At 65.2% G+C, this 21,623-nt stretch carries 20 protein-coding genes, 1 tRNA gene and 1 pseudogene; 8 read left to right on the forward strand and 14 right to left on the reverse strand.

Annotated elements, in window-relative coordinates; genetic code table 11:
• Positions 1–8: 8 nt before the first annotated feature.
• Genes FSZ31_RS07610 through FSZ31_RS07630 form a run of 5 tightly spaced genes read left to right on the forward strand, consistent with a single transcriptional unit; the run spans position 9 to position 5,298 of the window.
• Positions 9–464 (forward strand): DUF411 domain-containing protein, encoded by a 456-nt coding sequence (locus FSZ31_RS07610; RefSeq protein ID WP_147122781.1) that lies wholly within the window; start codon positions 9–11, stop codon positions 462–464.
• A gap of 49 nt (positions 465–513) precedes the next feature.
• The gene (locus FSZ31_RS07615; protein WP_147122782.1) at positions 514–2,880 is read left to right on the forward strand and encodes a heavy metal translocating P-type ATPase; all 2,367 of its coding nucleotides are present in this window, start codon (positions 514–516) and stop codon (positions 2,878–2,880) included.
• Positions 2,881–2,938: 58 nt separating this feature from the next.
• On the forward strand, positions 2,939–3,463 hold the full coding sequence (locus FSZ31_RS07620; RefSeq protein ID WP_201739144.1) for a DUF305 domain-containing protein: 525 nt from the start codon (positions 2,939–2,941) through the stop codon (positions 3,461–3,463).
• Positions 3,460–3,954 carry a DUF6692 family protein gene (locus FSZ31_RS07625; protein ID WP_147122783.1) on the forward strand — a complete coding sequence of 165 codons (495 nt, stop codon included), beginning with the start codon at positions 3,460–3,462 and terminating at the stop codon, positions 3,952–3,954. Before FSZ31_RS07620 ends, FSZ31_RS07625 begins: the two co-directional genes overlap by 4 nt.
• Before the next feature lie 12 nt (positions 3,955–3,966).
• Positions 3,967–5,298 carry an APC family permease gene (locus tag FSZ31_RS07630; RefSeq protein ID WP_147122784.1) on the forward strand — a complete coding sequence of 444 codons (1,332 nt, stop codon included), beginning with the start codon at positions 3,967–3,969 and terminating at the stop codon, positions 5,296–5,298.
• Between the two features lie 47 nt (positions 5,299–5,345).
• Here FSZ31_RS07630 and FSZ31_RS07635 read toward each other — a convergent pair.
• The 6 genes from FSZ31_RS07635 to FSZ31_RS07660 all read right to left on the reverse strand — a co-directional run bounded on the left by FSZ31_RS07635 (position 5,346) and on the right by FSZ31_RS07660 (position 11,122).
• Positions 5,346–5,421 (reverse strand) — tRNA-Lys (locus tag FSZ31_RS07635).
• A 151-nt stretch (positions 5,422–5,572) separates the two neighbouring features.
• On the reverse strand, positions 5,573–6,688 hold the full coding sequence (rodA, locus tag FSZ31_RS07640; RefSeq protein WP_147122785.1) for a rod shape-determining protein RodA: 1,116 nt from the start codon (positions 6,686–6,688) through the stop codon (positions 5,573–5,575).
• Positions 6,685–8,631: a penicillin-binding protein 2 gene (gene mrdA, locus FSZ31_RS07645; RefSeq protein WP_147122786.1), complete on the reverse strand. Its 1,947-nt coding sequence runs from the start codon at positions 8,629–8,631 to the stop codon at positions 6,685–6,687. The genes rodA and mrdA overlap by 4 nt, the downstream gene beginning before the upstream one ends.
• A 25-nt stretch (positions 8,632–8,656) precedes the next feature.
• Positions 8,657–9,124, reverse strand: coding sequence for a rod shape-determining protein MreD (locus tag FSZ31_RS07650; protein ID WP_147122787.1), 468 nt, complete (start codon positions 9,122–9,124; stop codon positions 8,657–8,659).
• Between the two features lie 41 nt (positions 9,125–9,165).
• On the reverse strand, positions 9,166–10,062 hold the full coding sequence (mreC, locus tag FSZ31_RS07655; protein ID WP_147122788.1) for a rod shape-determining protein MreC: 897 nt from the start codon (positions 10,060–10,062) through the stop codon (positions 9,166–9,168).
• Between the two features lie 19 nt (positions 10,063–10,081).
• A complete protein-coding gene (locus FSZ31_RS07660; protein ID WP_147122789.1) occupies positions 10,082–11,122 on the reverse strand; it encodes a rod shape-determining protein in 1,041 nt (346 codons plus the stop codon).
• 200 nt (positions 11,123–11,322) lie between these two features.
• Here FSZ31_RS07660 and mutL point away from each other — a divergent pair, with 200 nt between their 5' ends.
• The 3 genes from mutL (at position 11,323) to FSZ31_RS07675 (ending at position 14,874) form a co-directional block, all read left to right on the forward strand.
• Positions 11,323–13,125 carry a DNA mismatch repair endonuclease MutL gene (gene mutL / locus FSZ31_RS07665; RefSeq protein WP_147122790.1) on the forward strand — a complete coding sequence of 601 codons (1,803 nt, stop codon included), beginning with the start codon at positions 11,323–11,325 and terminating at the stop codon, positions 13,123–13,125.
• Between the two features lie 596 nt (positions 13,126–13,721).
• Complete coding sequence (locus FSZ31_RS07670; protein WP_147122791.1) at positions 13,722–14,246, forward strand: hypothetical protein; 525 nt, start codon at positions 13,722–13,724, stop codon at positions 14,244–14,246.
• 46 nt (positions 14,247–14,292) lie between these two features.
• Positions 14,293–14,874, forward strand: a complete 582-nt coding sequence (locus FSZ31_RS07675) for a hypothetical protein (protein WP_147122792.1) — start codon at positions 14,293–14,295, stop codon at positions 14,872–14,874.
• Positions 14,875–14,887: 13 nt separating this feature from the next.
• Here the strand turns inward: FSZ31_RS07675 and FSZ31_RS07680 are convergent, their stop codons facing one another.
• The 8 genes and pseudogenes from FSZ31_RS07680 to pth all read right to left on the reverse strand — a co-directional run bounded on the left by FSZ31_RS07680 (position 14,888) and on the right by pth (position 21,602).
• Positions 14,888–15,346: a MaoC family dehydratase gene (locus FSZ31_RS07680; protein WP_147122793.1), complete on the reverse strand. Its 459-nt coding sequence runs from the start codon at positions 15,344–15,346 to the stop codon at positions 14,888–14,890.
• Positions 15,347–15,385: 39 nt separating this feature from the next.
• Positions 15,386–16,636, reverse strand: coding sequence for an alkaline phosphatase family protein (locus tag FSZ31_RS07685; protein ID WP_147122794.1), 1,251 nt, complete (start codon positions 16,634–16,636; stop codon positions 15,386–15,388).
• Positions 16,637–16,708: 72 nt separating this feature from the next.
• A complete protein-coding gene (gene ychF / locus FSZ31_RS07690; RefSeq protein WP_147122795.1) occupies positions 16,709–17,809 on the reverse strand; it encodes a redox-regulated ATPase YchF in 1,101 nt (366 codons plus the stop codon).
• Between the two features lie 79 nt (positions 17,810–17,888).
• Positions 17,889–19,283 (reverse strand): annotated as a pseudogene (locus tag FSZ31_RS07695) (SulP family inorganic anion transporter); the annotation flags it as partial.
• On the reverse strand, positions 19,280–19,792 hold the full coding sequence (locus tag FSZ31_RS07700) for a COG4705 family protein (RefSeq protein ID WP_328592392.1): 513 nt from the start codon (positions 19,790–19,792) through the stop codon (positions 19,280–19,282). The pseudogene FSZ31_RS07695 and the gene FSZ31_RS07700, both read right to left, overlap by 4 nt.
• Positions 19,713–20,441 carry a hypothetical protein gene (locus FSZ31_RS07705; RefSeq protein ID WP_147122798.1) on the reverse strand — a complete coding sequence of 243 codons (729 nt, stop codon included), beginning with the start codon at positions 20,439–20,441 and terminating at the stop codon, positions 19,713–19,715. The genes FSZ31_RS07700 and FSZ31_RS07705 overlap by 80 nt, the downstream gene beginning before the upstream one ends.
• Before the next feature lie 134 nt (positions 20,442–20,575).
• A complete protein-coding gene (locus FSZ31_RS07710) occupies positions 20,576–21,022 on the reverse strand; it encodes a DUF1330 domain-containing protein (protein ID WP_147122799.1) in 447 nt (148 codons plus the stop codon).
• 1 nt (position 21,023) lies between these two features.
• Positions 21,024–21,602: an aminoacyl-tRNA hydrolase gene (gene pth, locus FSZ31_RS07715; RefSeq protein WP_147122800.1), complete on the reverse strand. Its 579-nt coding sequence runs from the start codon at positions 21,600–21,602 to the stop codon at positions 21,024–21,026.
• Positions 21,603–21,623: the final 21 nt, after the last annotated feature.

Genomic DNA, 21,623 nt, shown 5'->3' on the forward strand with positions numbered 1-21,623 from the left:
AGCATATCATGGCAAATATTCGGATCAGGCGTTTGACGACCGTGATGGCGGCATTGCTCGCCGCCGCGGGCACCACCGCGGCGCAGGCAGCGACCTACACGATGTTCCGCGATCCCGGCTGCGGCTGCTGCGAACAATGGGCGGCGCACGCGCAAAAGGGCCTGAGCGCTACGATCAGGGTGGTCAATGCCGCCGACATGGCCGCGGTCAAGGCGAAGTACAAAGTCCCCGTCGCGCTGCAATCGTGCCATACCGCGATCGTCGCGGGCTATGTCATCGAAGGCCATGTCCCCGCCGCCGATGTCGCGCGCCTGCTCAAGACGAAACCCAAGGGCGTCACCGGCCTCGCTGTTGCGGGCATGCCGATGGGGTCGCCCGGAATGGAGCATGGCAACCATCGCCAGCCCTACAAGGTCATCGCCTTCGGGCCCGGGGGACAGAAGGTTTTCGCCAGTTACAATTAGGTCGTGGCCCCCATCCGACCGCTGAAACACATAAACCGGGAATCACATCATGGACGATCATAGCTGTTGTTCGACGTCGCACGCGGCCAAGCCCGCGCCATCTGCAGAGGGCAAGGCGATCGACCCGGTCTGCGGCATGACGGTCTCGATCGACGGCGCGCGGTTCGTCGCCGATCATGATGGCGCGACGCACTATTTCTGTTCGCAAGGCTGCCACGACAAGTTCGTTGGCGATCCCGAGTTTTATCTGAGCGGGGCGCATCTCGACGCGGTCGAAGACATGCCCGAAGGCACGATCTACACCTGCCCGATGCACCCCGAGATCCGCCAGGTCGGCCCGGGCAGCTGCCCGATCTGCGGCATGGCGCTCGAACCCGAGACGGTCAGCCTGAGCGACGGACCCGACCCCGAATATATCGACATGCGCCGCCGCTTCTGGATCAGCGCAGGCCTGACTTTGCCGCTGTTCGTCTATGCGATGGGCGATCTCATCCCCGGCCAGCCACTGGCCGGTATCGCCGCGAACTGGTCGCAATGGCTCCAGCTGGCGCTCGCGAGCCCGGTCGTCCTGTGGGGTGCGTGGCCGTTCTTCGTCCGCGCGGTCCAGTCGGTCCGCACCGGACATCTCAACATGTTCACGCTGATCGGTCTCGGCGTCGCGGTCGCCTATGTCTTCAGCCTCGTCGCAACGCTGTTCCCGCATCTCTTCCCCGCCTCGTTCCGCGGCCATGACGGCAATGTCGCGGTTTATTACGAGGCCGCCGCAGTCATCACGACGCTCGTCCTGCTCGGCCAGGTGCTCGAACTGAAGGCGCGCGGGGCGACGTCGAGCGCGCTTCGCGCATTGCTCGAGCTGGCCCCGCCGGTCGCGCGGCGCATCGCCGAGGACGGCAGCGAAGCCGACGTCTCGCTCGACGAGGTCCATGTCGGCGACCGGCTGCGCGTGCGCCCGGGCGACAAGGTGCCGGTCGACGGCAGCATCGAAAGCGGATCGAGCACGATCGACCAGGCGATGATCACCGGCGAACCGATCCCGGTGCAGGTCGGCGAGGGCGATGCTGTTACCGGCGGCACGGTCAACCAGACGGGCAGCTTCATCATGGTCGCGCGCCGCGTCGGCAGCGACACGCTGCTCGCCAAGATCGTCCAGATGGTCGCCGAGGCACAGCGCAGCCGCGCCCCGATCCAGAAACTCGCCGATACCGTCGCGGGCTGGTTTGTCCCCGCAGTCATGACCGCCTCGGTCGTCACCTTTATCGTCTGGGCGATGTGGGGACCCGCGCCGGCTCTGGCCTACGCACTGGTCAACGCGGTCGCGGTGCTGATCATCGCCTGCCCCTGCGCACTTGGCCTCGCCACCCCGATGTCGATCATGGTCGGCACCGGCAAGGGCGCGCAGAACGGCATATTGATCAAGAACGCCGAAGCGCTCGAAACGCTCGAAAAGGTCGACACGCTCGTCGTCGACAAGACCGGCACGCTGACCGAGGGCAAGCCGCGGCTTGTCTCGGTCGTACCCGCTGCCGGCTTTGACGAGGACGAACTGCTTGCCCTGGTCGCGGCGATCGAGGTCGCCAGCGAACATCCGCTCGCCGCCGCGATCGTTGCGGGCGCCAAGGACCGCTCACTCGACCTTGCCGAAGCCAGCGACTTCCAGTCGGTGACCGGCGAAGGCGTGACCGCCACCGTGGCTGGCCGCACGGTCGCGGTCGGCAATGAGAAACTGATGGCGGGGCTCGGCGCGAAGGACGATGCGCTGGTCGCCGATGCCGAACATGGCCGCGCCGATGGCCAGACGGTGATGTTCGTCGCGATCGACGGCAAGCCCGCCGGGCTGATCGGCGTCGCCGACCCGATCAAGCCTTCGACAAAGGCGGCGATCGACGCACTCCATGCTGCCAAGATCCGCGTCGTCATGCTGACCGGCGATGCCGAGGGGACCGCGCGCGCAGTCGCCAAGGCCGTCGGCATCGATGAGGTCCACGCCAATGTTTCGCCCGAGGATAAGCACCGTGTCGTCAGCGAGCTTCAGGCGCAGGGCCATATCGTCGCGATGGCTGGTGACGGGATCAATGACGCGCCCGCGCTCGCCAAGGCAGACGTCGGCATCGCGATGGGCACCGGCACCGATGTCGCGATGGAGAGTGCAGGGATCACGCTGGTCAAGGGCGACCTGTCGGGCATCGCCAAGGCGCGCACGCTGAGCCACGCGACGATGGGCAACATCCGCCAGAACCTGTTCTTCGCCTTTGTCTACAATAGTTTAGGCGTGCCGATCGCGGCGGGCGTGCTGTTCCCATGGTTCGGCATCCTGCTGAGCCCGATGATCGCGGCGGCGGCGATGAGCCTGTCGTCGGTCTCGGTGATCGGCAACGCGCTGCGGCTGCGCCGGCTCGATCTGGGAAAGATTGGCTGAATCGCGCGTTGACCCTGTTGTTCGGGCAATTGTTACTAGGCAAGAAACAGGAGGAAACATGAACCAGGAACAGGGAAAGCCGCAGGGCAGCGCGATGAAATATCGCCGCTTCCTCGCGATGATCGCGACGTCGACCGTGGTGATGTTCGCGCTGATGTATTTGAACACCTACGCGTTCGATCACATCTTCTTCAGCCAGACGCGGATGTGGATGGCGTTCCTGATGGGCGCGGCGATGGCGGTGATCATGCTCGCCTTCATGCTCGGCATGTACAAGGACCCGAAGAAGAACCTTGCGATCGTCGTCGCCTCGGTCGTGATCTTTGGCGGTTCGCTGTGGCTCGTGCGCAGCCAGGAGACCGTCGCCGACGTCGCCTACATGAAAGCGATGATCCCGCACCATTCGATCGCGATCATGACCAGCGAGCGCGCGCACCTTCGCGATCCGCGCACGCGTGCACTGGCCGAGGGCATCATCGTCGCGCAGCGCCGCGAGATCGCCGAGATGAAATACCTGATCGAGGATATCGAGAAGAACGGGCCGCGCCCGACCGAAAAAAAGAAACAGGAGGCCGCACGATGACCCGCACGCTGACCATTCTGGCCGCCAGCGCGGGCCTCGCGCTCGCTGGCTGCAACAGCAACACCGCTCCGGGCAATGACAAGGAAGCCGCGCTCGAAGCACCCGCCAAGGCCGTGCCACACGTCACCGCAGGCAAAGCGCTGGCGGGTGTCGCCAACGCGACGCTCCAGCCCGAAACGATGACCCCCGCCGATCTCGCCAGCCTCGGCGGCATCAACGGCCGCTGCGTCTTTCGCATGACCGAGATCGGCGCACCGTCCTTCGTCTACGGCGGTAGCAGCGACAGCGGCACGATCAAGCTCAACGGAAAGCTCATTACGCTCGCGTCGGCGGGCGAAGGCCTTTATTCGGCCGACGGCCTGCGTCTTGGCCTCAAGCCGGTCGATGCCAAGGCCAAGCCCGGCGAGCGCCGTGAAGCCGAACTGGTCGTCATCCTGCCCGGCGCGAAAGACGAGCTGGGATTCCGCGGCTATTCGCAGTGCCCCTCGTAACGACCGTTTAGCATGAAGCCGCAATACAGAGCCAATAGCCTGTCGCTCGTCGGTGCCGTCGCAATGGGCACCGGGGTCATGATCGGCGCGGGCATATTCGCGCTCACCGGACAGGTGGCGGAGCTGGCGGGAACGCTCTTCCCGCTGGCTTTCCTGCTGGCCGCGATCATCAGCGGGTTCAGCGCCTATAGCTATATCAAGGTATCCGACAAATATCCGTCGGCGGGCGGGATCGCGATGATCCTCAAAAAAGCCTATGGCGAAACCACCGTCACCGGTGCTGCTGCGCTCCTGATGGCGTTTTCGATGATCATCAACGAGAGCCTGGTGGCGAGAACCTTCGGCACCTATACGCTTCAGCTGTTCAATGTCGGCAAGGACACGGCGCTCGTTCCGGTCCTCGCCGTCGGGCTGATCGTGCTCGCATTCCTCGTAAATATCGCGGGCAACAAGGTCATCGGAACCGTCTCGAAAGTCACGGCGATCGCCAAGATCGGCGGCATCCTGGTGTTCGCAGTGGTCGCGTTGTGGGCGGCGAAGTTCAACTTCCAGGCGGCACAGGCTAGCAGTGCGACGAACGGCGATCCGGCCATCGGATTTCTGGCGGCGGTGGCGCTCGCCATCCTCGCCTATAAGGGCTTTACGACGATCACCAACAGCGGCGGCGAAGTCGTCGATCCGAAAAAGAATGTCGGACGCGCGATCATGATTTCGCTGGCGATCTGCCTGGTCGTATATTTGGCTGTCGCCTTCGCGGTCGGCTCAACGCTGACGATCGGCGAAATCGTTGCCGCGCGCGATTATTCGCTGGCCGAGGCGGCGAAACCTGCTCTTGGGCAATATGGCCTCTGGTTCACGGTCGCCATCGCGATCATCGCGACTGCGTCGGGGGTGTTGGCCAGCATTTTTGCCGTATCGCGCATGCTCACGATGCTGACTGAAATGAAATTGATCCCGCACCGCCATTTCGGAATGCCGGGGGATATCCAGAAACATACGCTGGTCTACACCGTCGTCGCGGCCGGATTGCTCGCGGCTTTTTTCGACCTGAGCCGGATCGCTGCGATGGGCGCGATCTTTTATCTGATTATGGACATCATCATCCATTGGGGCGTCTACCGACATCTGCATGAGGATGTGAACGCCAGCCGGAAAGTCCTTGTAACGGCAATCCTGCTCGACCTTATCGTACTCGGCGCATTTCTTATCATGAAGGCGATGAGCGATCCGACGATCATCGCCATCTCGCTGGGCGGCATCGCGTTTATCTTCGGTTTGGAAAAACTCTATCTGCGTCCCGCCCGCAATCGTGAAGCGTCCGTATCGGACAACGCTCATTCGTGATTCCGGTCGCCGGCATCCGCACGGGGTATCGAAGTCGTGGGAGAAAATGGTGGACGCTGTAGGGTTCGAACCTACGACCCGCTGATTAAGAGTCAGCTGCTCTACCAACTGAGCTAAGCGTCCACTGCTGTTTCGACAGCGTGCCCCCGAAGGGGCGCATCGCGGCGAGGTTTTCCTCTCCGGCGAAGCGAGCGGTGCGGCTATCACGGGCTTTGCTGCATTGCAACGCGAAAAATGCCCGGCCGTGCAGATCGGCTGCATTTTGCTGCCCGCGTCAGCTCAGTCCGCTCATCCCGCTGTGCCCGCGCCTGGCCTTGCGATCGATCGACAGGATGATGCCGATGCAGATCATGATCGTCATCATCGACGATCCGCCGTACGACATGAAGGGCAAAGGGATGCCGACGACGGGGGCGAGGCCCATCACCATCATCAGGTTGATCGCGACGTAGAAGAAGATCGTCATGGTCAGGCCGGCGGCGGTATAGCGGCCGAACTTGGTCTGCGCGCGCAACGCCACCCCGGTCGCCCAGCGCAGCAGCAGGAAAAAGCCGAGCAGCAGCATCAGCCCGCCGAACAGGCCCCATTCCTCGGCCATCGTCGCAAAGACGAAATCGGTATGGCCTTCGGGCAGGTACTGGAGGTGGCTCTGCGTGCCGTTGAGGAAGCCCTTGCCGAACAATCCGCCCGATCCGATCGCGATCTTCGACTGGACGATGTGGTAGCCCGAACCGAGCGGATCGGCCTCGGGCGTCAGGAAGATCAGGATCCGCTTCTGCTGGTAATCGTGCAGCATCGAAAACAGGATCGGCGCCGCCGCCGCGCCCGCACCCGCGGCGCCGAGGAAATAGCGCAGCGGCAGGCCGGCGATGAACATCACGATGACCCCGCTGGCGACGATCGCCAGTGTCGTGCCGAGATCGGGCTGGAGCAGCACAAGCGCGCTCGGAATGCCGATCAGCACGAGCGCGGGCCAGACCGCGGCGAAGCGCGTCGTCTCGCCGGCGGGCAGCATCGCATAGAATCGCGCGAGCGCGAGGACGATCGCGATCTTCATCAGCTCGGACGGCTGCAGGTTGAACGCGCCAAGGCTGATCCAGCGCTGGCTGCCGCCTTTCACCTGGCCGACGACCTCGACGAACAGCAGCAACAGCGCGACGCCGGCGTAACCGGGAAACGACAGCGACTTGATGAAATCCTCGTCGAACCGGCTGATGACCAGCGCCATGACGAGGAAGATGACGAAGCGGATGAGATGCATCCCCGCCCACGGCGTCATGCTCCCACCGGCGGCCGAATAGAGAACGACACCGGCAAAGCAGGCGAGCGCGCTGGTCAGTGCCATGATCCGCCAGGGCAGGCCGGCAACGGGGGCGGGGATCACGCTCATCGCGGATTGTCGCCGGGCGGCGGTGGCGGCGTGTCGGGTGCGGGCGTCGCGACGGGCGATTTGAAGCGCGCCATCGCCGATGCCATGCGCTGTTCGACGGTCCCGCCCCAGGCGGCCTCGAGCGGGAGCAGGACGTCCATCGCCTTTTGCCGGTCATAGAGGAAGGTCATGACATCGCGCGCGATCGGATAGGCGGCGCCCGAGCCGCCGCCATGCTCGATCACCACCGAACAGGCGAAGCGCGGATTGTCGAACGGCGCGAAACAGATGAACAGGCCGTGGTCGCGATATTTCCACAGGCCGCCCTTGCCGCTGCCGCGGTCGAGGCTGACGACCTGCGCGGTCCCCGTCTTGCCCGCGAGCAGGACGTTGTCGACCGGGATGCGCGCGCGTCCCGCGGTGCCGCGACCGTTGACGACCTCGCTCATCGCGGCGCGCACATAGGAAATGTGTTCGTCGGTAAAGCCGAGCGTCTCGGCCGCCTTGCGCTTGGGATCCATCAGCAGGTGCGGCATCAGCTTCTTGCCCGTCGCGAGACGCGAGGCCATCACTGCGAGCTGGAGCGGGTTGAACAGCATGTACCCCTGGCCGATCGTCGCATTGACCGTGTCGTACGGTTGCCACGCCTGCTTGTACTTCTTCATCTTCCATTCGGGATCGGGCACGGTGCCGTAGAACTGGCTCGATACCGGCAGCGGGAATTCCTGGCCGAGGCCGAGCCGCTTGGCCATCGCGGCGATCACGTTCATCCCCATTTTCTGCGCGAAATAATAGAAATAGACGTCGCAGCTCTGGTAGATTCCCTTGGCCATGTCGACGCGGCCGTGGCCGCGCCGCTGCCAGCAATGGAAGACGCGGTTGCCGACGCGCAGCCCGCCGTTGCAGGTGACAGATTCGTCGGGTGAAAGACCCGCTTCGAGGAACGACATCGCGACCATCGGCTTGACCGTCGATCCGGGCGGATAGAGGCCCTTCAATACCTTGTTGCGCAACGGGACGTGGTCGTCGTTCGACAGCAGGTTCCACTCGTCGTGGCCGATCCCGTTCGAGAAGCTGTTGGGGTCGAACGACGGCATCGACGCCATCGTCAACAGGTCGCCGGTCAGGCAGTCGATAACGACGACCGAGCCCGATTCGCGCCCCAGCCGCCGCGCGGCATAGGCTTGCAGGTCGGCATTGAGCGTCAGGTGGATCGGATGGCCGGGGACGTCGGGGGTGGTGGTCAGTTCGCGCACCACCTTGCCGCGCGCGGTCACCTCGACGCGCTTGGCGCCGGGTTTTCCGCGCAACTGCTGTTCGAACTGCTTTTCGAGCCCGTCCTTGCCGATCTTGAACCCCGGCGTGATCAGCAGCGGGTCTTTCGACTCCTTGTATTCTTCCGCCGAGGCGATGCCGACATAGCCCATCAGATGGCCGACCGCGGCGCCGCTGGGATAGTTGCGCGTGAAGCCGCGCAGCGGCGAAACGCCGGGCAGTTCGGGCAGGCGGACCGATATCGCGGCGAACGCCTGTTCGGATATGCCATCGGCGACCTGGACCGGCTGGAAGCTCGTCGCGCGGTCGAGCTCGCCGCGGATCCGCTCCATTTCCTCGGGTTCGAGCGCGAGGATATTCTGCAGCGTCGCGAGCGTCTGTTCGGGCCGCTTGAGCCGCTCGGGAATGATATCGACGCGCAGATCGACGCGGTTGTTGGCGATCGCGGCGCCATAGCGGTCGATCACCCAGCCGCGCCGCGGCGGGATCAGCGTCATGTTGAGCCGGTTGCTCTCCGACAGCATCCGGTAATGTTCGTTATCGGCGATCGAGATATACGCCATGCGCGCCGCGAGCAGCGCGCCGATGCCGATCTGCGCGCCGCCGACGAGCATCGTCCGGCGCGTGAAGCTGAGCGATTGCGTCCCTTCGGTCAGGATCGGTCGCGTGCGTTTGGTCCGCCGCTTCATGCCGCGCCTGTGGGGTTCGCGCCGGTCACTTGCGCAACCGCCAGCGATCGAGCATCGCAACGAGCCGCGCGACGAGCGGATAGGCCAGCACCGACCAGCCGAATTGCGGCAGGACGACCGCATAGCTGACCGACACCCCGGTCAATGACAGCAGGAACACCCCGCCGAAAATCGCGAGCGCGATCGCGACGGCGGAGAGCAGCCAGTCGATCCACTGGTCTTGGAACAGCATGCGATATTCGACCGCCTCGAAAAACAGCACGATGATCGTCCACAGCGCCATCGCGCTGCCGACCGGCTGGCCGCTGAACAGATCGTCCCACAGGCCGAGCGGCAGGCCGATCCAGGCGGGCCACAGGTCCGAGCGCAGCCGACGCCAGGCGACGAACAGCAACAGGCCGAGCGGCGGCAGGATCGGGAAGGTCGCGATCATCGGCAGCATCGCCGGCAGCGCCGAGGCGAACATCACCGCCGCGATCGGCGTCACGCGCATGCGAAGCGTAGAAGGCCGCGCGAAAGAAACCCCGCGCGCCATCAGTTGTCGCGCGGCTGCTCGCCCTCGGCGGGGGGCAGGGCCTTGACGTCGGCGCTGTCGCGAAAGGCGCGCTCGACCAGCACCGCACTGACGCGGGCGGGATGGGCGAGCGGCCGCGCGATCGCGCCGTCTGATTGGGTCGCGACGATGATCGCGACGGGGATGTTGGGCTGGTAGAGGCCGCCAGTGCCCGAGGTAACGAAGATATCGCCGCGTTCGAAATCGTTGATCCCGACGTTGAGCGCGCGAATGTCGAGATTGCCGTCGCCGCGACCGCTGGCGAGCGCGGGCAGGCCGTCTCGCGAGCGGCGGACGGGGACGACGGTGGCAACGTCGCTCAACAGCAGGACGCGCGACACGCTCGGCCCGACGTCGAGGACGCGGCCGATCAATCCTTCTGGCGCGCGCAGCGGCATGCCGCTTTCGATGCCGCGATTGCGTCCCGCGTCGAGCGTCGCATAGCGCCGCGCGCTCGATCCGGTCGACCCGAGCAGGCGCGTTACCGCGACCGCTTCGGAATTGTCCTCGCCGATCTTGAGCAGCGCCTTCAGCTCGCGGTTTTCCTGGCGCAGCGCGCGCGCCTCGAGCAGCTCGCTGCGCGCCTTGTCGAGCGCGCGGCGCAGTTCGAGGTTCTGCGAGCCGGCGCGCAGATAGGCGGTGACATTATCATCCATCGATCCGACCGAGCCGGTGACGTTGCCTGATCCGCGCGCCACCGGCGCGAAAATCTCGGCTGCGCCCTGGCGCAGCGCCTGGAAAGCGCTCGGATCGAAGCGGGAGAGCAGGACGAGCAGCAGCGCGATGACCGCGCCGACGACGGCGACGACATAGCTGGCGAACAGGCCCATCTGGGCCTTGCGCGAATATCCCGGTCGCCTGTGTCGGGGCGGGGCCATGGCTAAGCGACCGCCGCCGTCAGGCGGACATCAGGACGCCGCGGAAGATCGGGTCTTCCAATGCGCGCCCGGTCCCGATGGCGACGCAGGTCAGCGGATCGTCGGCGACGGTGACGGGCAGGCCCGTCTCGTCGCGGAGCAGCTCGTCGAGCCCGGCGATCAGCGCGCCGCCGCCGGTCAGGACGATGCCCTGGTCGACAATGTCGGCGGCGAGTTCGGGGGCGGTGTTTTCGAGCGCGATGCGCACACCCTCAATGATCGTGCCGATCGGCTCGGACAATGCGTCGGCGATCTGCGCCTGGTTGATGCTGATTTCCTTGGGCACGCCGTTGACGAGATCGCGGCCCTTCAAATTGATCGTCTGGCCAACGCCGTCGGCTGGGGTGCGGGCGACGCCGAAGTCCTTCTTGATCCGCTCGGCAGTGGTTTCACCGATCAGCAGATTGTGATGGCGGCGGACATAGCTGACGATCGCCTCGTCCATCTTGTCGCCGCCGGTGCGGACGCTGGTGGTATAAGCGAGGCCGCGCAGCGAGAGGACGGCGACCTCGGTCGTGCCGCCGCCGATATCGACGACCATCGATCCGATCGGTTCGGTCACCGGCATGTCGGCGCCGATCGCGGCGGCCATCGGTTCCTCGATCAGCCAGACCTGCGATGCGCCGGCGTTCGATGCGGCGTCACGGATCGCGCGGCGTTCGACGCTGGTCGAACCCGACGGCACGCAGATGACGATTTCGGGCCAGCTCGGGAAACGGCGCTTGCCGTGAACCTTCTCGATGAAATATTTGATCATCTGCTCGGCGACATCGATGTCGGCGATGACACCGTCGCGGAGCGGGCGGATCGCCTCGATGCTGTCGGGGGTCTTGCCCATCATCAGCTTGGCGTCGTTGCCGACGGCTTTCACCTTCTTGATACCGTTGATCGTCTCGACCGCGACGACCGACGGTTCGTTGAGGACGATGCCCTTGCCGCGAACATAGACGACGGTGTTGGCCGTGCCGAGATCGATCGCCATATCCTGCGACGAGAACTTGAAAAGTTTGGAGAAGAACATTGTCTGGAATTTCCGCCTGTGCCGTCTGGAGATCGGGTCGCTAGCGCAACCCCCGCCCCGTAGTCGATGATGTGCGCCCCCATCCCTAACAGATTGCTTCAAACGGTACCGAAATAATTCAGCCCGGCCGCCAAGAGCAAAAATGCGTGAAAAAGACTGGAGGGTCGCAGGTGGCGCCGGACTGCGCTAAGGCCCCCGATATGTCAATACGCCGCCTCCCCGAAACGCTGGTCAATCGCATCGCAGCGGGTGAAGTGGTCGAAAGACCCGCCAGCGCGTTGAAGGAACTGGTTGAAAACGCGATCGACTCGGGCGCGAGCCGGATTTCGGTGACGCTGACACGCGGCGGCATCGACCGGATCGAAGTGACCGACAATGGCTGCGGCATGGCGGCGGGCGAAATGCGCCTCGCGGTCGAGCGCCACGCGACCTCGAAACTGCCCGGCGACGACATCGATCACATCGTCACGCTCGGCTTCCGCGGGGAGGCGCTGCCGTCGATCGCCAGCGTGTCGCACTTCACGCTCGAAAGCCGCCCGATGAGCCCCGCCGATGCCGACGGCTGGGCGCTCGCCATCGACAACGGCGCAGCGGCGCGCGAAGGCCCCGCCGCGCTGCCGCCGGGCACGCGCGTCATCGTCGCCGGCCTGTTCGCCAACATCCCCGCGCGGCGCAAGTTCCTGCGCTCCGAACGCTCCGAATATGCTGCCTGTCTCGACGTCGTCAAACGCCTCGCGATGGCGCGCCCCGACATCGCCTTTGCGCTCCACCACGACGGCAAGGCGAAGCTGCAGTTGCAGGGCGGGCAGGACCGCCCCGCGCGCGTCGCCGCGCTGACCCAGCCGGGCTTTGCCGAAAACAGCATCATCGTCGATGTCGCGCGCGAAGGCATGGCATTGGGCGGCGTCGCCGGCCTGCCGACCTTCAACCGCGGCGTTGCCGATCACCAGTATCTCTTCGTCAACGGGCGGCCGGTGAAGGACCGGTTGCTCGTCGGCGCCTTGCGCGGCGCCTATGCCGACCTGCTCGCGCGCGATCGCCACCCGGTCGTCGCGCTGTTCCTCGACATCGATCCGGGCCTCGTCGACGTCAACGTCCACCCCGCCAAGACCGAGGTGCGCTTTCGCGAACCCGGCGTCGTCCGCGGCCTGATCGTCGGGGGCTTGCGACGCGCACTCGACGAGGCCGGCTTCCGCAGCGTCCAGCGTCCCGCCGCCGGCGCACTCGGCGCGTGGCAGCGCGAGACGATGGCGCCGCAACCGTCGCGCGCCGGCTTCTTCACCCAACCCGTCGGTTTCGGCGAAGCGGCGGTGATGGAACGCCGCCCCGAGTTTGCGCAACGCTTCGACCAGCCCAGCCCGCTCGGTCGCGCCGAGGTGGCAAGCGAGGCCGTACCGGTCGCGCGCGACCATCCGCTCGGTGTCGCGCGCGGGCAGGTGGCGAAAACCTATATCGTCGCCGAGGCCGAGGACGGACTCGTCATCGTCGACCAGCACGCGGCGCACGAACGGCTCGTCCTCGAACGGATGCGCAAGGGCGTGGCCAAGGCGCAAGAGGGCGGGCAGGGCGTCGCGTCGCAGGGCCTGCTGCTGCCCGACGTCGTTGAACTCGAGGAGGCCGCCTGCGACCGGCTCGAAGCGCGCGCCGAGGAGCTCGCCGCCTTCGGGCTCGAGATCGAGCGTTTCGGTGCCTCGGCGATGCTCGTGCGCGCGACCCCCGCGATGCTCGGCCAGGTCGATTGTGCCAAATTGCTTACCGATCTCGGCGACGAACTCGGCGCCTATGACGAAGCGCTCAGCCTCAAGGAACGCATCGACCTCGTCGCCGCGACGATGGCCTGCCACGGCTCGGTCCGCGCGGGACGCGTATTGTCGGTCGCCGAAATGAACGCGCTGCTGCGCGAAATGGAAGTCACCCCGCACTCGGGCCAATGCAACCACGGCCGTCCGACCTGGGTCAAGATGGGGTTGGGCGACGTCGAAAAGCTGTTCGGGCGCAAGTGATGCGCTGCCGGCGTCTGAGGCTCACCTGCTAACGACCCATTCGCGGCCATTCAGCATCGCGTGGAAGCGGCACGAGCTTGAAGTGCAAAATATTCCCCGAAGTGGCCACGACCTTCGAAGTGCTCTGGAGAATAGCCTTCTGGACTAAGTTCAATTGAGCGCGACCTCATTCGCTTAGCGGTTACCTCCCAAGCGCCCTCATCTCCGAGCGCCCAAGGGAAGATGTGGGCCATCAAGCCCGCAACATGAAGAAACTCGGCGTCAGATGAGTTTTCACCTCCGAAGTAAGCGTAAATTTCGTGCCAAAGCTCGTTTGCGCGGGCGTCTTCGGACAGTCCAGTCACGAACGGTGGGTCGGCCCAATGCATCCACGCGAGAAAGAGCAAGCGCAAAGCGTGCTCTCTAATTCGCTCCCCCGCGTTCCAACTGTCACGAAGTCGCCCGTAAGCCTCTTCCATTCTGTCTGCTCCAAAATTGAATAAGCTTTCGCATAACAAGGTAAGCCGCTGATGTCTGCTTTCCACCCATAAGTAGACATTCGCGTCCGCGCGATATGGTTCAGGGAACTGCAGGCCGCTTCATACCGTTGAAGCACTATGAAATACTTCGTCCTTGCCGCTCTTCCACTCGCAGCGCTTGTCGCGTGCAACGTCACGCCGGCCGATTCCGAACCGCGCGAGTCGGTCGCAAATGCCGATCAGCCGGTCCAATCCGACGCGCCTCTCGCAGCTCAACCCGCCGCCCAAGAGCCGATCCGCCTGCGGCCCCTGACCGCCGCCGACCTCGCCGCCAATCCGCTCGACGGTGAACTCGGTTGCAGCTTCGTTGCGACCGGCGGGGCGGGGGCTTTGCTCGTCGCCTCGGGCGTCGTCGAAGTCGGCACGCGGATCAACGGCATCGTCAAACCGGGTGATCGCGTCGCCCGCGTCGATGCCACCGGCGATTTTGCGCAGCTCGAACGCGGGCTGATGCTGATCGGCGACGGGATCGAAGTCACGCTGTCGCGCGGGGGCAAGCGCGCCATCGCCAGCGAGGCAACACACTATGATGCCACGTTGCGCGTCGCGCGGAGCGACGGCGAACGCCACAGCTATGCGGGAAGCTGGACCTGCGGCCCGTGACCGCCGCCGCGCCGTCCCTCGCCACGAATATTCGATCGGAGGATCCATGAAGACCATCATCGCCATCGCCGCCGCGTGTATTCCGCTCGCCGCGTGTCAGCCCGCCGCACCCACCGGCAACGAGATCGATCCCGCCGTCTCGGCCGAAGGCAGCGATGCGCTGCCCGACCTTGGCAACGGTGAAATGCGCCTGCCGGTCGAACCCGATGGCGGCATTGGCGACACGCCGGGCACGGTGCGCCCCGATCCCGCCGGGCCGCTGCTTCAGCCGATGACCTATGGCGAATTCTCACCGGTCGTAGCGTCGGGTACGGGGTGCAGCTTCTCTGCCGATGACCAGTTACTGTTCGTCGCCACTGCGCCCGACGATCGCGCCGCGCGCGCGCAGGGCGCGGTTAAGTACGGCGGCACCGTCGGTACCCTCAACGCGACCAGGCCGGGCGGATATCGCGCATTGCGCCAGGGCGGCATCTTCGCCGGCAGCGACATCACGCTCAATGTCGGGCGCGGCACGGGCAAGGGCAGCGCCGACGCCATCGAATCGACCAGATGGCCCGCGACGCTGACCGTCACCGAACTGTCGGTCGGCGATCGCAGCTACCAGGGAACGTGGAGCTGCGGCGCGTAAGGCACAGTCGGCCTCAGTCGGTGGCGGGCTGGCGGCGCTGCATCAGCACCTTGGCGACATAGCTCATCACCGGCTTGTCGTCCTGGTTGAAGACTACCGTCTTCGATTGGAAAACCCCCATTTCGGGCCGTCCGGGCCACGGCGCTTTGCCGATAATCTCGGTCTCGACGCGCAGCGTGTCGCCGGGAAACACGGGGCGGATCCAGCGCAGGTCGTCGATCCCCGCCGCGCCCAGGCTTTTGACGCTGGCGGTGTCGTCCATATTGTCGACGATCATCCGCATGGTCATCGCCGCGGTGTGCCAGCCGCTGCACGACAGGCGCCCGAAATGCGTCGCCGCCGCCGCATCATCGTCGAGATGGAAGGACTGCGGGTCGTATTTGTTCGCAAACTCAAGCGCTTCCTCGCGCGTGACGTGATAGGATCCGAAGCTGTTCTTGGCCCCGATCTGGAGGTCTTCATAATAGGTCATGCGGGTCGGTTTCGTTTCGCAACGCGATTTTTGCAAGCCTTATTTGGCGATGACCGCATCGGCCAGCGCGCCAGTCGCGTCGCTCGCCAGCGGCGCAACGCCGACCAGTCGCGCGACGAGTGGATAGACCTCGACGATGTCATAGCGCTTGGCGAGCTTCGCTTTCGCGATGCCGGGTCCTGCCGCGATGAACAGCGCCGCCATGTCGGGATCGTCAGGATCGAAGCCGTGGTCGCCCTTGTTCGTCGGGCGACCCGGCATCACTTCGCCGCCATGCGAAGCAAGGCAGATGATAGCCGCGACGCGCGGATTGCGGCCATAGCGATAGCGTGTCGGGACAGCGTCGCGCGGCCAGCATTGCATGTCGCGATGCGGCCGGAGCAGCGCGGTTCGCACCTCGGCCTCGTGCCCGGCCACCGGGTCGATCGTCGCAAACGGACCATAGCTTGCGAGCCGATAGCTGGCGCGCGGCAACAGTGTATCGAGGTCGTTCGTCCGGTCGGGATCGACTTGCGCCATGCCATGGTCGGACACGATGACGAGGTTGGCAGGCTGCCCCATTGCGGCGAGCGCACTGTGCAGATCGCCAATCGCGGCATCGACGGAACGCACCGCGTCGGCGGTTTCGGGCGCGGTGATGCCGTTTGCATGCGACGCGCGATCGACTGCGTCGAGGTAGACGACGACAAGGCTATCGCGGCTTTCCGCCGGCCGCCGGATCCAATCGAGTGCGAAGCGCAGCCGCGTTTCGCTATCGAAGGCGGGATCGAAATGCAGCCAGTCGGACGGTCGCAGCCCCTGCCGTTCGCTCTCGCTGCCCGGCCACAGAACGGTGCCGGCACGCACCCCGGCCTTTTGCACGGTCACCCATAGCGGCTCGGCACCCTGCCACCAGCGCGGATCACGGGGGCTCACGGGGTCCTTGTTGTAGAATCGCTGATCGGGGATCGCGGGGTCGTACATCGTGTTGGCGACAATGCCGCTGTGGTCGGGCTCGCGACCGGTGATCAGCGCCTCGTGATTGGGAAAGGTCAACGTGGGGAAGGCGGGCCGAAGCTGCGTTTCGCTGCCCTGTTCGGCCAGCGTATCGAGGTTGGGGCTGTTGCCGCGGCGTAGATAATCGGGGCGAAAGCCGTCGATCGAGATGAGGATCGTTACCGGCGCGCGCACCTCCGCGGGCTGCGGCGCTGCAGCACTCGTTACCGTCGTCGCGGCAGGCGTGGCGACACAGGCGGCGAGCGCGAAGGGCAGGGCGAAAGCGGCGATCGCGCCGTGGACGAGTCGGGTCATGCGCTAAGGCGTAGCGGAACTCGATGACAACGCGAAGTCGTCGCGGCGGCACCGGCGCAGGGCGTCATCGCCTCAGACGTTGAACTTGAAATGGAGCACGTCGCCGTCCTTGACGACATATTCCTTGCCCTCCTGGCGCAGCTTGCCCGCGTCGCGCGCGGGGGTTTCGCCGCCGAGCGTGATGTAATCGTCATAGGCGATCGTTTCGGCGCGGATGAAGCCGCGTTCGAAGTCCGAATGGATCTCGCCCGCCGCCTGCGGTGCCTTGCGCCCCTTTTCGAGCGTCCATGCGCGCGCTTCCTTGGGCCCGACGGTGAAGAAGGTGATCAGGTGGAGCAAGTCGTAGCCCGATCGGATGACCCGCGCGAGGCCGGTTTCGGAAAGGCCGATCTCGCTCAGGAACTCGATCCGCTCGTCCATCGCCATGCCGACGAGGTCGGCCTCGATCGCAGCCGAGACGACGACCGCGTTGGCGCCCTCGGCCGCGGCCTTGTCGAACACGCGCGCCGACATCGCGTTGCCCGAAGCGGCCTCGTCCTCGTTGACGTTGCAGACGTAGAGCACCGGCTTGGCGGTCAGCAGCTGCGCCTGTTCGAAAATCCGCGCCTCTTCCTCGTCCTTGGGTTCGACGAGGCGCGCGGGCTTGCCTTCGCGCAACAGGTCGAGCGCCTGGCCGAGCACCGATGCGGCGATCTTGGCCTCCTTGTCGCCGCCGGTCGCCTTCTTCTGGAAGGCGGGGACACGCTTTTCGAGGCTTTCGAGGTCGGACAAAAGCAGTTCGGTCTCGACCGTCTCGGCGTCGGCGATCGGATCGACCTTGTTCTCGACATGCTGGATGTCGTCGTTTTCAAAGCAGCGCAGGACGTGGACGATCGCATCGACTTCGCGGATGTTGCCGAGGAACTGGTTGCCCAGGCCCTCGCCCTGAGACGCGCCGCGGACCAGCCCGGCGATATCGACAAAGGCGAGCTGCGTCGGGATGATCTTGGCGCTGCCGGCGATCCTGGCGAGCTCTTCAAGCCGCGCATCGGGCACCGCGACCTGGCCGACATTGGGCTCGATCGTGCAGAACGGATAGTTCGCCGCCTGCGCCGCCTGCGTGTCGGTCAGCGCATTGAACAGCGTCGACTTGCCGACATTGGGCAGGCCCACAATTCCGCATTTGAAACCCATATCCGTGTCTTTTCCATTGTCTGTGGTCGCTCGCGCTGCGCCTTAGGCGCTGCGCCGCGATTTCGCCAGTCCCCAGCGGCTAATGCCCGACCGTGCCCATCGTGGTGAACGGGCGTTCGAACGCGCCATAGCGATCGACCAGCGTCGCGCTCGCCTCGTTGAGCCCGCTGACGTGAACCGCCTTGCCGCCGCGCTCCAGCCGCGCGACGATCTTGTCGAGCACGCCGGTCGCCGAAATGTCCCAGAAATGCGCGTGGGTCAGGTCGATCTCGACGCGTGGCGCGTCATCATCATAGAGGATCGCCCGCTCGACCCGGTCGATCGAGGCGAAGAACACCTGGCCCGAGACGATGTAGCTGCGCAGATCGCCGTCGATGCGGGTCTCGACGGTCATCAGGCGGCGGACCTTGTAGGCGAAGAAGATGCCCGACAGCAGCACGCCGACAAGCACGCCCTGTGCGAGATCGTGCGTCCAAACGACGACGACGACCGTCGCCATCATGACGACGCTCGACGGCCATGGGTGGCTCTTGAGATTGGCGAAGCTGCCCCAGCTGAAGGTGCCGATCGACACCATGATCATCACCGCGACGAGCGCGGGCATCGGCACCTGCGCGACGAGCGGGCCGAGCACGACGACGAGGATCAGCAGCGCGATGCCCGCAACCAGCGTCGACAGGCGCGTGCGCCCGCCCGATTTCACGTTGATCACCGACTGGCCGATCATCGCGCAGCCGCCCATGCCGCCGAGCAAACCGGTGATGAAATTGGCGATGCCCTGGCCGCCGACTTCGCGCTGCTTGTCGCTGCCGCTGTCGGTCAGCTCGTCGACGATTTGAGCGGTGAGCAGCGATTCGAGCAGGCCGACAGCCGCCATCGTCAGCGAGAACGGGGCGATGATGCGCAGCGTTTCCCATGTCATCGGCACGTCGGGCCAGGCGAAGAACGGCAGCGAGGACGGCAATGTCCCCATGTCGCCGACGGTGTTGACGTCGAGCCGCATGCCGATCGAGATAGCCGACAACACGATGATCGCGATCAGCGGCGACGGGATCGCGGTGGTCAGGCGCGGGAGGATGTAGATGATCGCGAGGCCGCCTGCGACCATCGCATAGGTGATCGGCGTGACATTGGTCAGCTGCGGCAGCTGCGCCATGAAAATGAGGATTGCGAGCGCGTTGACGAAGCCGGTGACGACCGATTGCGAGACGAAGCGCATGAGCAGGTCGAGCCGTAGCAGCGCGGCAATGATCTGGAACACGCCCATCAACAGCGTCGCGGCAAACAGGTACGACACGCCATAATCGCGCACCAGCGGGATGACGACGACCGCGACCGCGGCGGTCGCGGCGGAAATCATCGCCGGGCGGCCGCCGGTAAAGGCGATGATCGTCGCGATCGAGAACGACGCGTAGAGCCCGACGCTTGGATCGACACCGGCGATCAGCGCGAAGCCGATCGCTTCGGGGATTACCAGGCGGCAAAGGTGGCGATCAGCACGATCGTGAAGGCGATCGTCGTGACGATCAGCGGGACGCCGTAATTGTCGCTCAGATTATCGGTGATCAGCGTCCCGAACACGCTCAGGAAGACGACCGCGAGCCAGTATTTCCACGGCACATAGCGCGCCGCGGCAAACTGGATCAGCAGCGCTATGACGAGCGCTCCCGCCATGATCCAGGACGTCTTGCCCAGCCCGAGGTGCATGTTGAAATTGAGATAGTCGGCGCCCGTCTCGCCGACCGTCGTCGCGAGGATCTTGATGATCCAGAAATACAGCGTGACCAGCGGCACCTTGCTTGCGGTTATGATGCTCGCAGGCGTTCGGTCGGTGTGCGTCGGGTCCATGCGGAGGCTCGCTTTTGTCGGGATCTGCGGATGGTGTCGCGAGGGACGGGGCGGATTAGCGATGGTCGAACTGCTGTTCGAGGACATCGACCAGGTCGAGCTCGGCAGCGACGTTTTCGGCGGCGCTCTTGGCATCGCGATCGGTCACTGCGCTCGACATGCCGTCGATGGCCGCGCTGACCTTGCCGGCCGTCTCGGGGTCGGCGACGCGTGGCTGAACCACATCCCATTGCGACCGGGCGAAATCGACCGCGGCGGCCATGTCGTCCCAACGCATCGGCCGCGCCTTGAGGTCGGCGGTATAGCGGAAGCCCGCATAATCGAGCAGGCTGACCTCGGACGGCACCGGTGATGCGCCCGCCGCTTCGGTGACCAGCGTGCGATAGATTTCGACCGATGCGATCGCCAGGTCGGCAGGCTCCTGCGCACCGTGCGCCACCTCGATCGCGGTGAGATTGCGATCGAGGTCGCTCTGGCCTTTGGGGCTCAGCAACGGGCGGACCTTGGGGGCCATCGCCTTGGCCGCGTCGAGCGCGCTGTCGAGCCGGTCGGTCGACGGTGAGAATGCCAGTTCGGTCAGGTTCTCGAACGGCTCTGCACCGGCCAGCAGCGTTGCCTTGGCACCATTGCCCGGCGTGCTGGGGACGATGTCCCTGGCTTGCGACACCTGCGGCGCGCTCGACGTTTCGTTCGATGGCGCCTGATGGCACGCCGCGAGCGATAGCGCGGCGGCCAGCGCGGCGGCCAGGGTAGCGGGTTTGGGGATCGACGATATGCGGGTCATGGCAGGGCCTCGGGCGCTTTGGGACATTGCCTCTTGGACGCCGCGCCCCGGCATTTACCGCAGCCTGCCTGCGCAATTTTTGTCGCGTGCCGTGCGACTTGCCGCCCTGCGCAGCGCGCCGCGCGCGTATCGGGTCAGCCCAGCGGATCTTCGCTCGGGATGATCGGCAGCAGGCGCGAATCGGCGATCGCGGCGCTGCGGTGGCCGACGATCTTGAGATATTCGGGATCGCTGGCAAAGGCCATGAAGGCCTGGCGACTGGCCTGTTCGACCAGCATGACGAAATCCCAGTCCTCGTCTTCCGGACCGATCAGGAACGACCCGGCGCTCCCCGCGAACAGCAGCTGTCCACCCGATGCCGCGAGAAACGGTGCGGTCGCCTTCATATAGCGGTCATAGGCCTGCGCTCCGCTGATCGGCGCGTCGGGGGCAAGATCGGGAAAGTCCGCGTAATCGGCGACGTCGCGGAACTTGAGCAGGTTGAGCATCACGACGCGCCCGCTGTCGGGATTGCCGAAGAAGCGCATCCCCGCCTCCTGCGTGACATCGATATGGGCTGGGCGCTCGTTAGCAGCGGTCATGTCATTCCTCGTTATCGTGCATCCTCATCGCGATATCGCTCATGAAGCGCGGGTCGTCGCCGGCCGCCAGCCAGCCCGCTTCGGCGGCGATCGCGCCGAGCAAATCGGACAGCGGCTCGAATTCGGCCTTGGCATAGTTCGACAGGACATAGCCGTGGACGCGGGCCTTGTCGCCGGGATGGCCGATGCCGATGCGCACGCGGCGATAATCCTGGCCGATATGCGCGTCGGCCGAGCGCAGGCCGTTATGCCCCGCCGCGCCGCCGCCAGTCTTCACTTTCACCTTGAACGGCGCGAGATCGAGCTCGTCGTGGAACACGGTGACGTCGCCGGGCTCGAGCTTGTAGAAATCGAGCGCGGCACGAATGCTCTCGCCGCTGCGGTTCATGAAGGTCGCGGGTTTCAGCAGGACGATCTTGTCCGATCCGATGCGCCCCTCGCGCGTCCAGCCCTTGAACTGCTTGCGGTCGGCGGTGAAGCCGTGCGTTTCGGCAATGGCGTCGAGCGCCATGAAGCCGACATTATGTCGGTGGAGCGCATAGTCCGCGCCCGGATTGCCGAGACCTACCCACAGTTGCATGACGCGGGGCATAAGGATTGC

It is taken from the genome of Flavisphingopyxis soli (genome assembly GCF_007995095.1).
In the GTDB taxonomy this organism is placed as follows: domain Bacteria; phylum Pseudomonadota; class Alphaproteobacteria; order Sphingomonadales; family Sphingomonadaceae; genus Flavisphingopyxis; species Flavisphingopyxis soli.

What these genes read in the sequence shown, in the direction of transcription:
- FSZ31_RS07610 (WP_147122781.1), top strand. Translation starts at nt 9, where the DNA reads ATGGCAAATATTCGGATCAGGCGTTTGACGACCGTGATGGCGGCATTG.
- FSZ31_RS07615 (WP_147122782.1), top strand. Translation starts at nt 514, where the DNA reads ATGGACGATCATAGCTGTTGTTCGACGTCGCACGCGGCCAAGCCCGCG.
- FSZ31_RS07620 (WP_201739144.1), top strand. Translation starts at nt 2,939, where the DNA reads ATGAACCAGGAACAGGGAAAGCCGCAGGGCAGCGCGATGAAATATCGC.
- FSZ31_RS07625 (WP_147122783.1), top strand. Translation starts at nt 3,460, where the DNA reads ATGACCCGCACGCTGACCATTCTGGCCGCCAGCGCGGGCCTCGCGCTC.
- FSZ31_RS07630 (WP_147122784.1), top strand. Translation starts at nt 3,967, where the DNA reads ATGAAGCCGCAATACAGAGCCAATAGCCTGTCGCTCGTCGGTGCCGTC.
- rodA (WP_147122785.1), bottom strand. Translation starts at nt 6,688, where the DNA reads ATGAGCGTGATCCCCGCCCCCGTTGCCGGCCTGCCCTGGCGGATCATG.
- mrdA (WP_147122786.1), bottom strand. Translation starts at nt 8,631, where the DNA reads ATGAAGCGGCGGACCAAACGCACGCGACCGATCCTGACCGAAGGGACG.
- FSZ31_RS07650 (WP_147122787.1), bottom strand. Translation starts at nt 9,124, where the DNA reads ATGCGCGTGACGCCGATCGCGGCGGTGATGTTCGCCTCGGCGCTGCCG.
- mreC (WP_147122788.1), bottom strand. Translation starts at nt 10,062, where the DNA reads ATGGCCCCGCCCCGACACAGGCGACCGGGATATTCGCGCAAGGCCCAG.
- FSZ31_RS07660 (WP_147122789.1), bottom strand. Translation starts at nt 11,122, where the DNA reads ATGTTCTTCTCCAAACTTTTCAAGTTCTCGTCGCAGGATATGGCGATC.
- mutL (WP_147122790.1), top strand. Translation starts at nt 11,323, where the DNA reads ATGTCAATACGCCGCCTCCCCGAAACGCTGGTCAATCGCATCGCAGCG.
- FSZ31_RS07670 (WP_147122791.1), top strand. Translation starts at nt 13,722, where the DNA reads ATGAAATACTTCGTCCTTGCCGCTCTTCCACTCGCAGCGCTTGTCGCG.
- FSZ31_RS07675 (WP_147122792.1), top strand. Translation starts at nt 14,293, where the DNA reads ATGAAGACCATCATCGCCATCGCCGCCGCGTGTATTCCGCTCGCCGCG.
- FSZ31_RS07680 (WP_147122793.1), bottom strand. Translation starts at nt 15,346, where the DNA reads ATGACCTATTATGAAGACCTCCAGATCGGGGCCAAGAACAGCTTCGGA.
- FSZ31_RS07685 (WP_147122794.1), bottom strand. Translation starts at nt 16,636, where the DNA reads ATGACCCGACTCGTCCACGGCGCGATCGCCGCTTTCGCCCTGCCCTTC.
- ychF (WP_147122795.1), bottom strand. Translation starts at nt 17,809, where the DNA reads ATGGGTTTCAAATGCGGAATTGTGGGCCTGCCCAATGTCGGCAAGTCG.
- FSZ31_RS07700 (WP_328592392.1), bottom strand. Translation starts at nt 19,792, where the DNA reads ATGCCAAGAGCGCCGCCGAAAACGTCGCTGCCGAGCTCGACCTGGTCG.
- FSZ31_RS07705 (WP_147122798.1), bottom strand. Translation starts at nt 20,441, where the DNA reads ATGACCCGCATATCGTCGATCCCCAAACCCGCTACCCTGGCCGCCGCG.
- FSZ31_RS07710 (WP_147122799.1), bottom strand. Translation starts at nt 21,022, where the DNA reads ATGACCGCTGCTAACGAGCGCCCAGCCCATATCGATGTCACGCAGGAG.
- pth (WP_147122800.1), bottom strand. Translation starts at nt 21,602, where the DNA reads ATGCAACTGTGGGTAGGTCTCGGCAATCCGGGCGCGGACTATGCGCTC.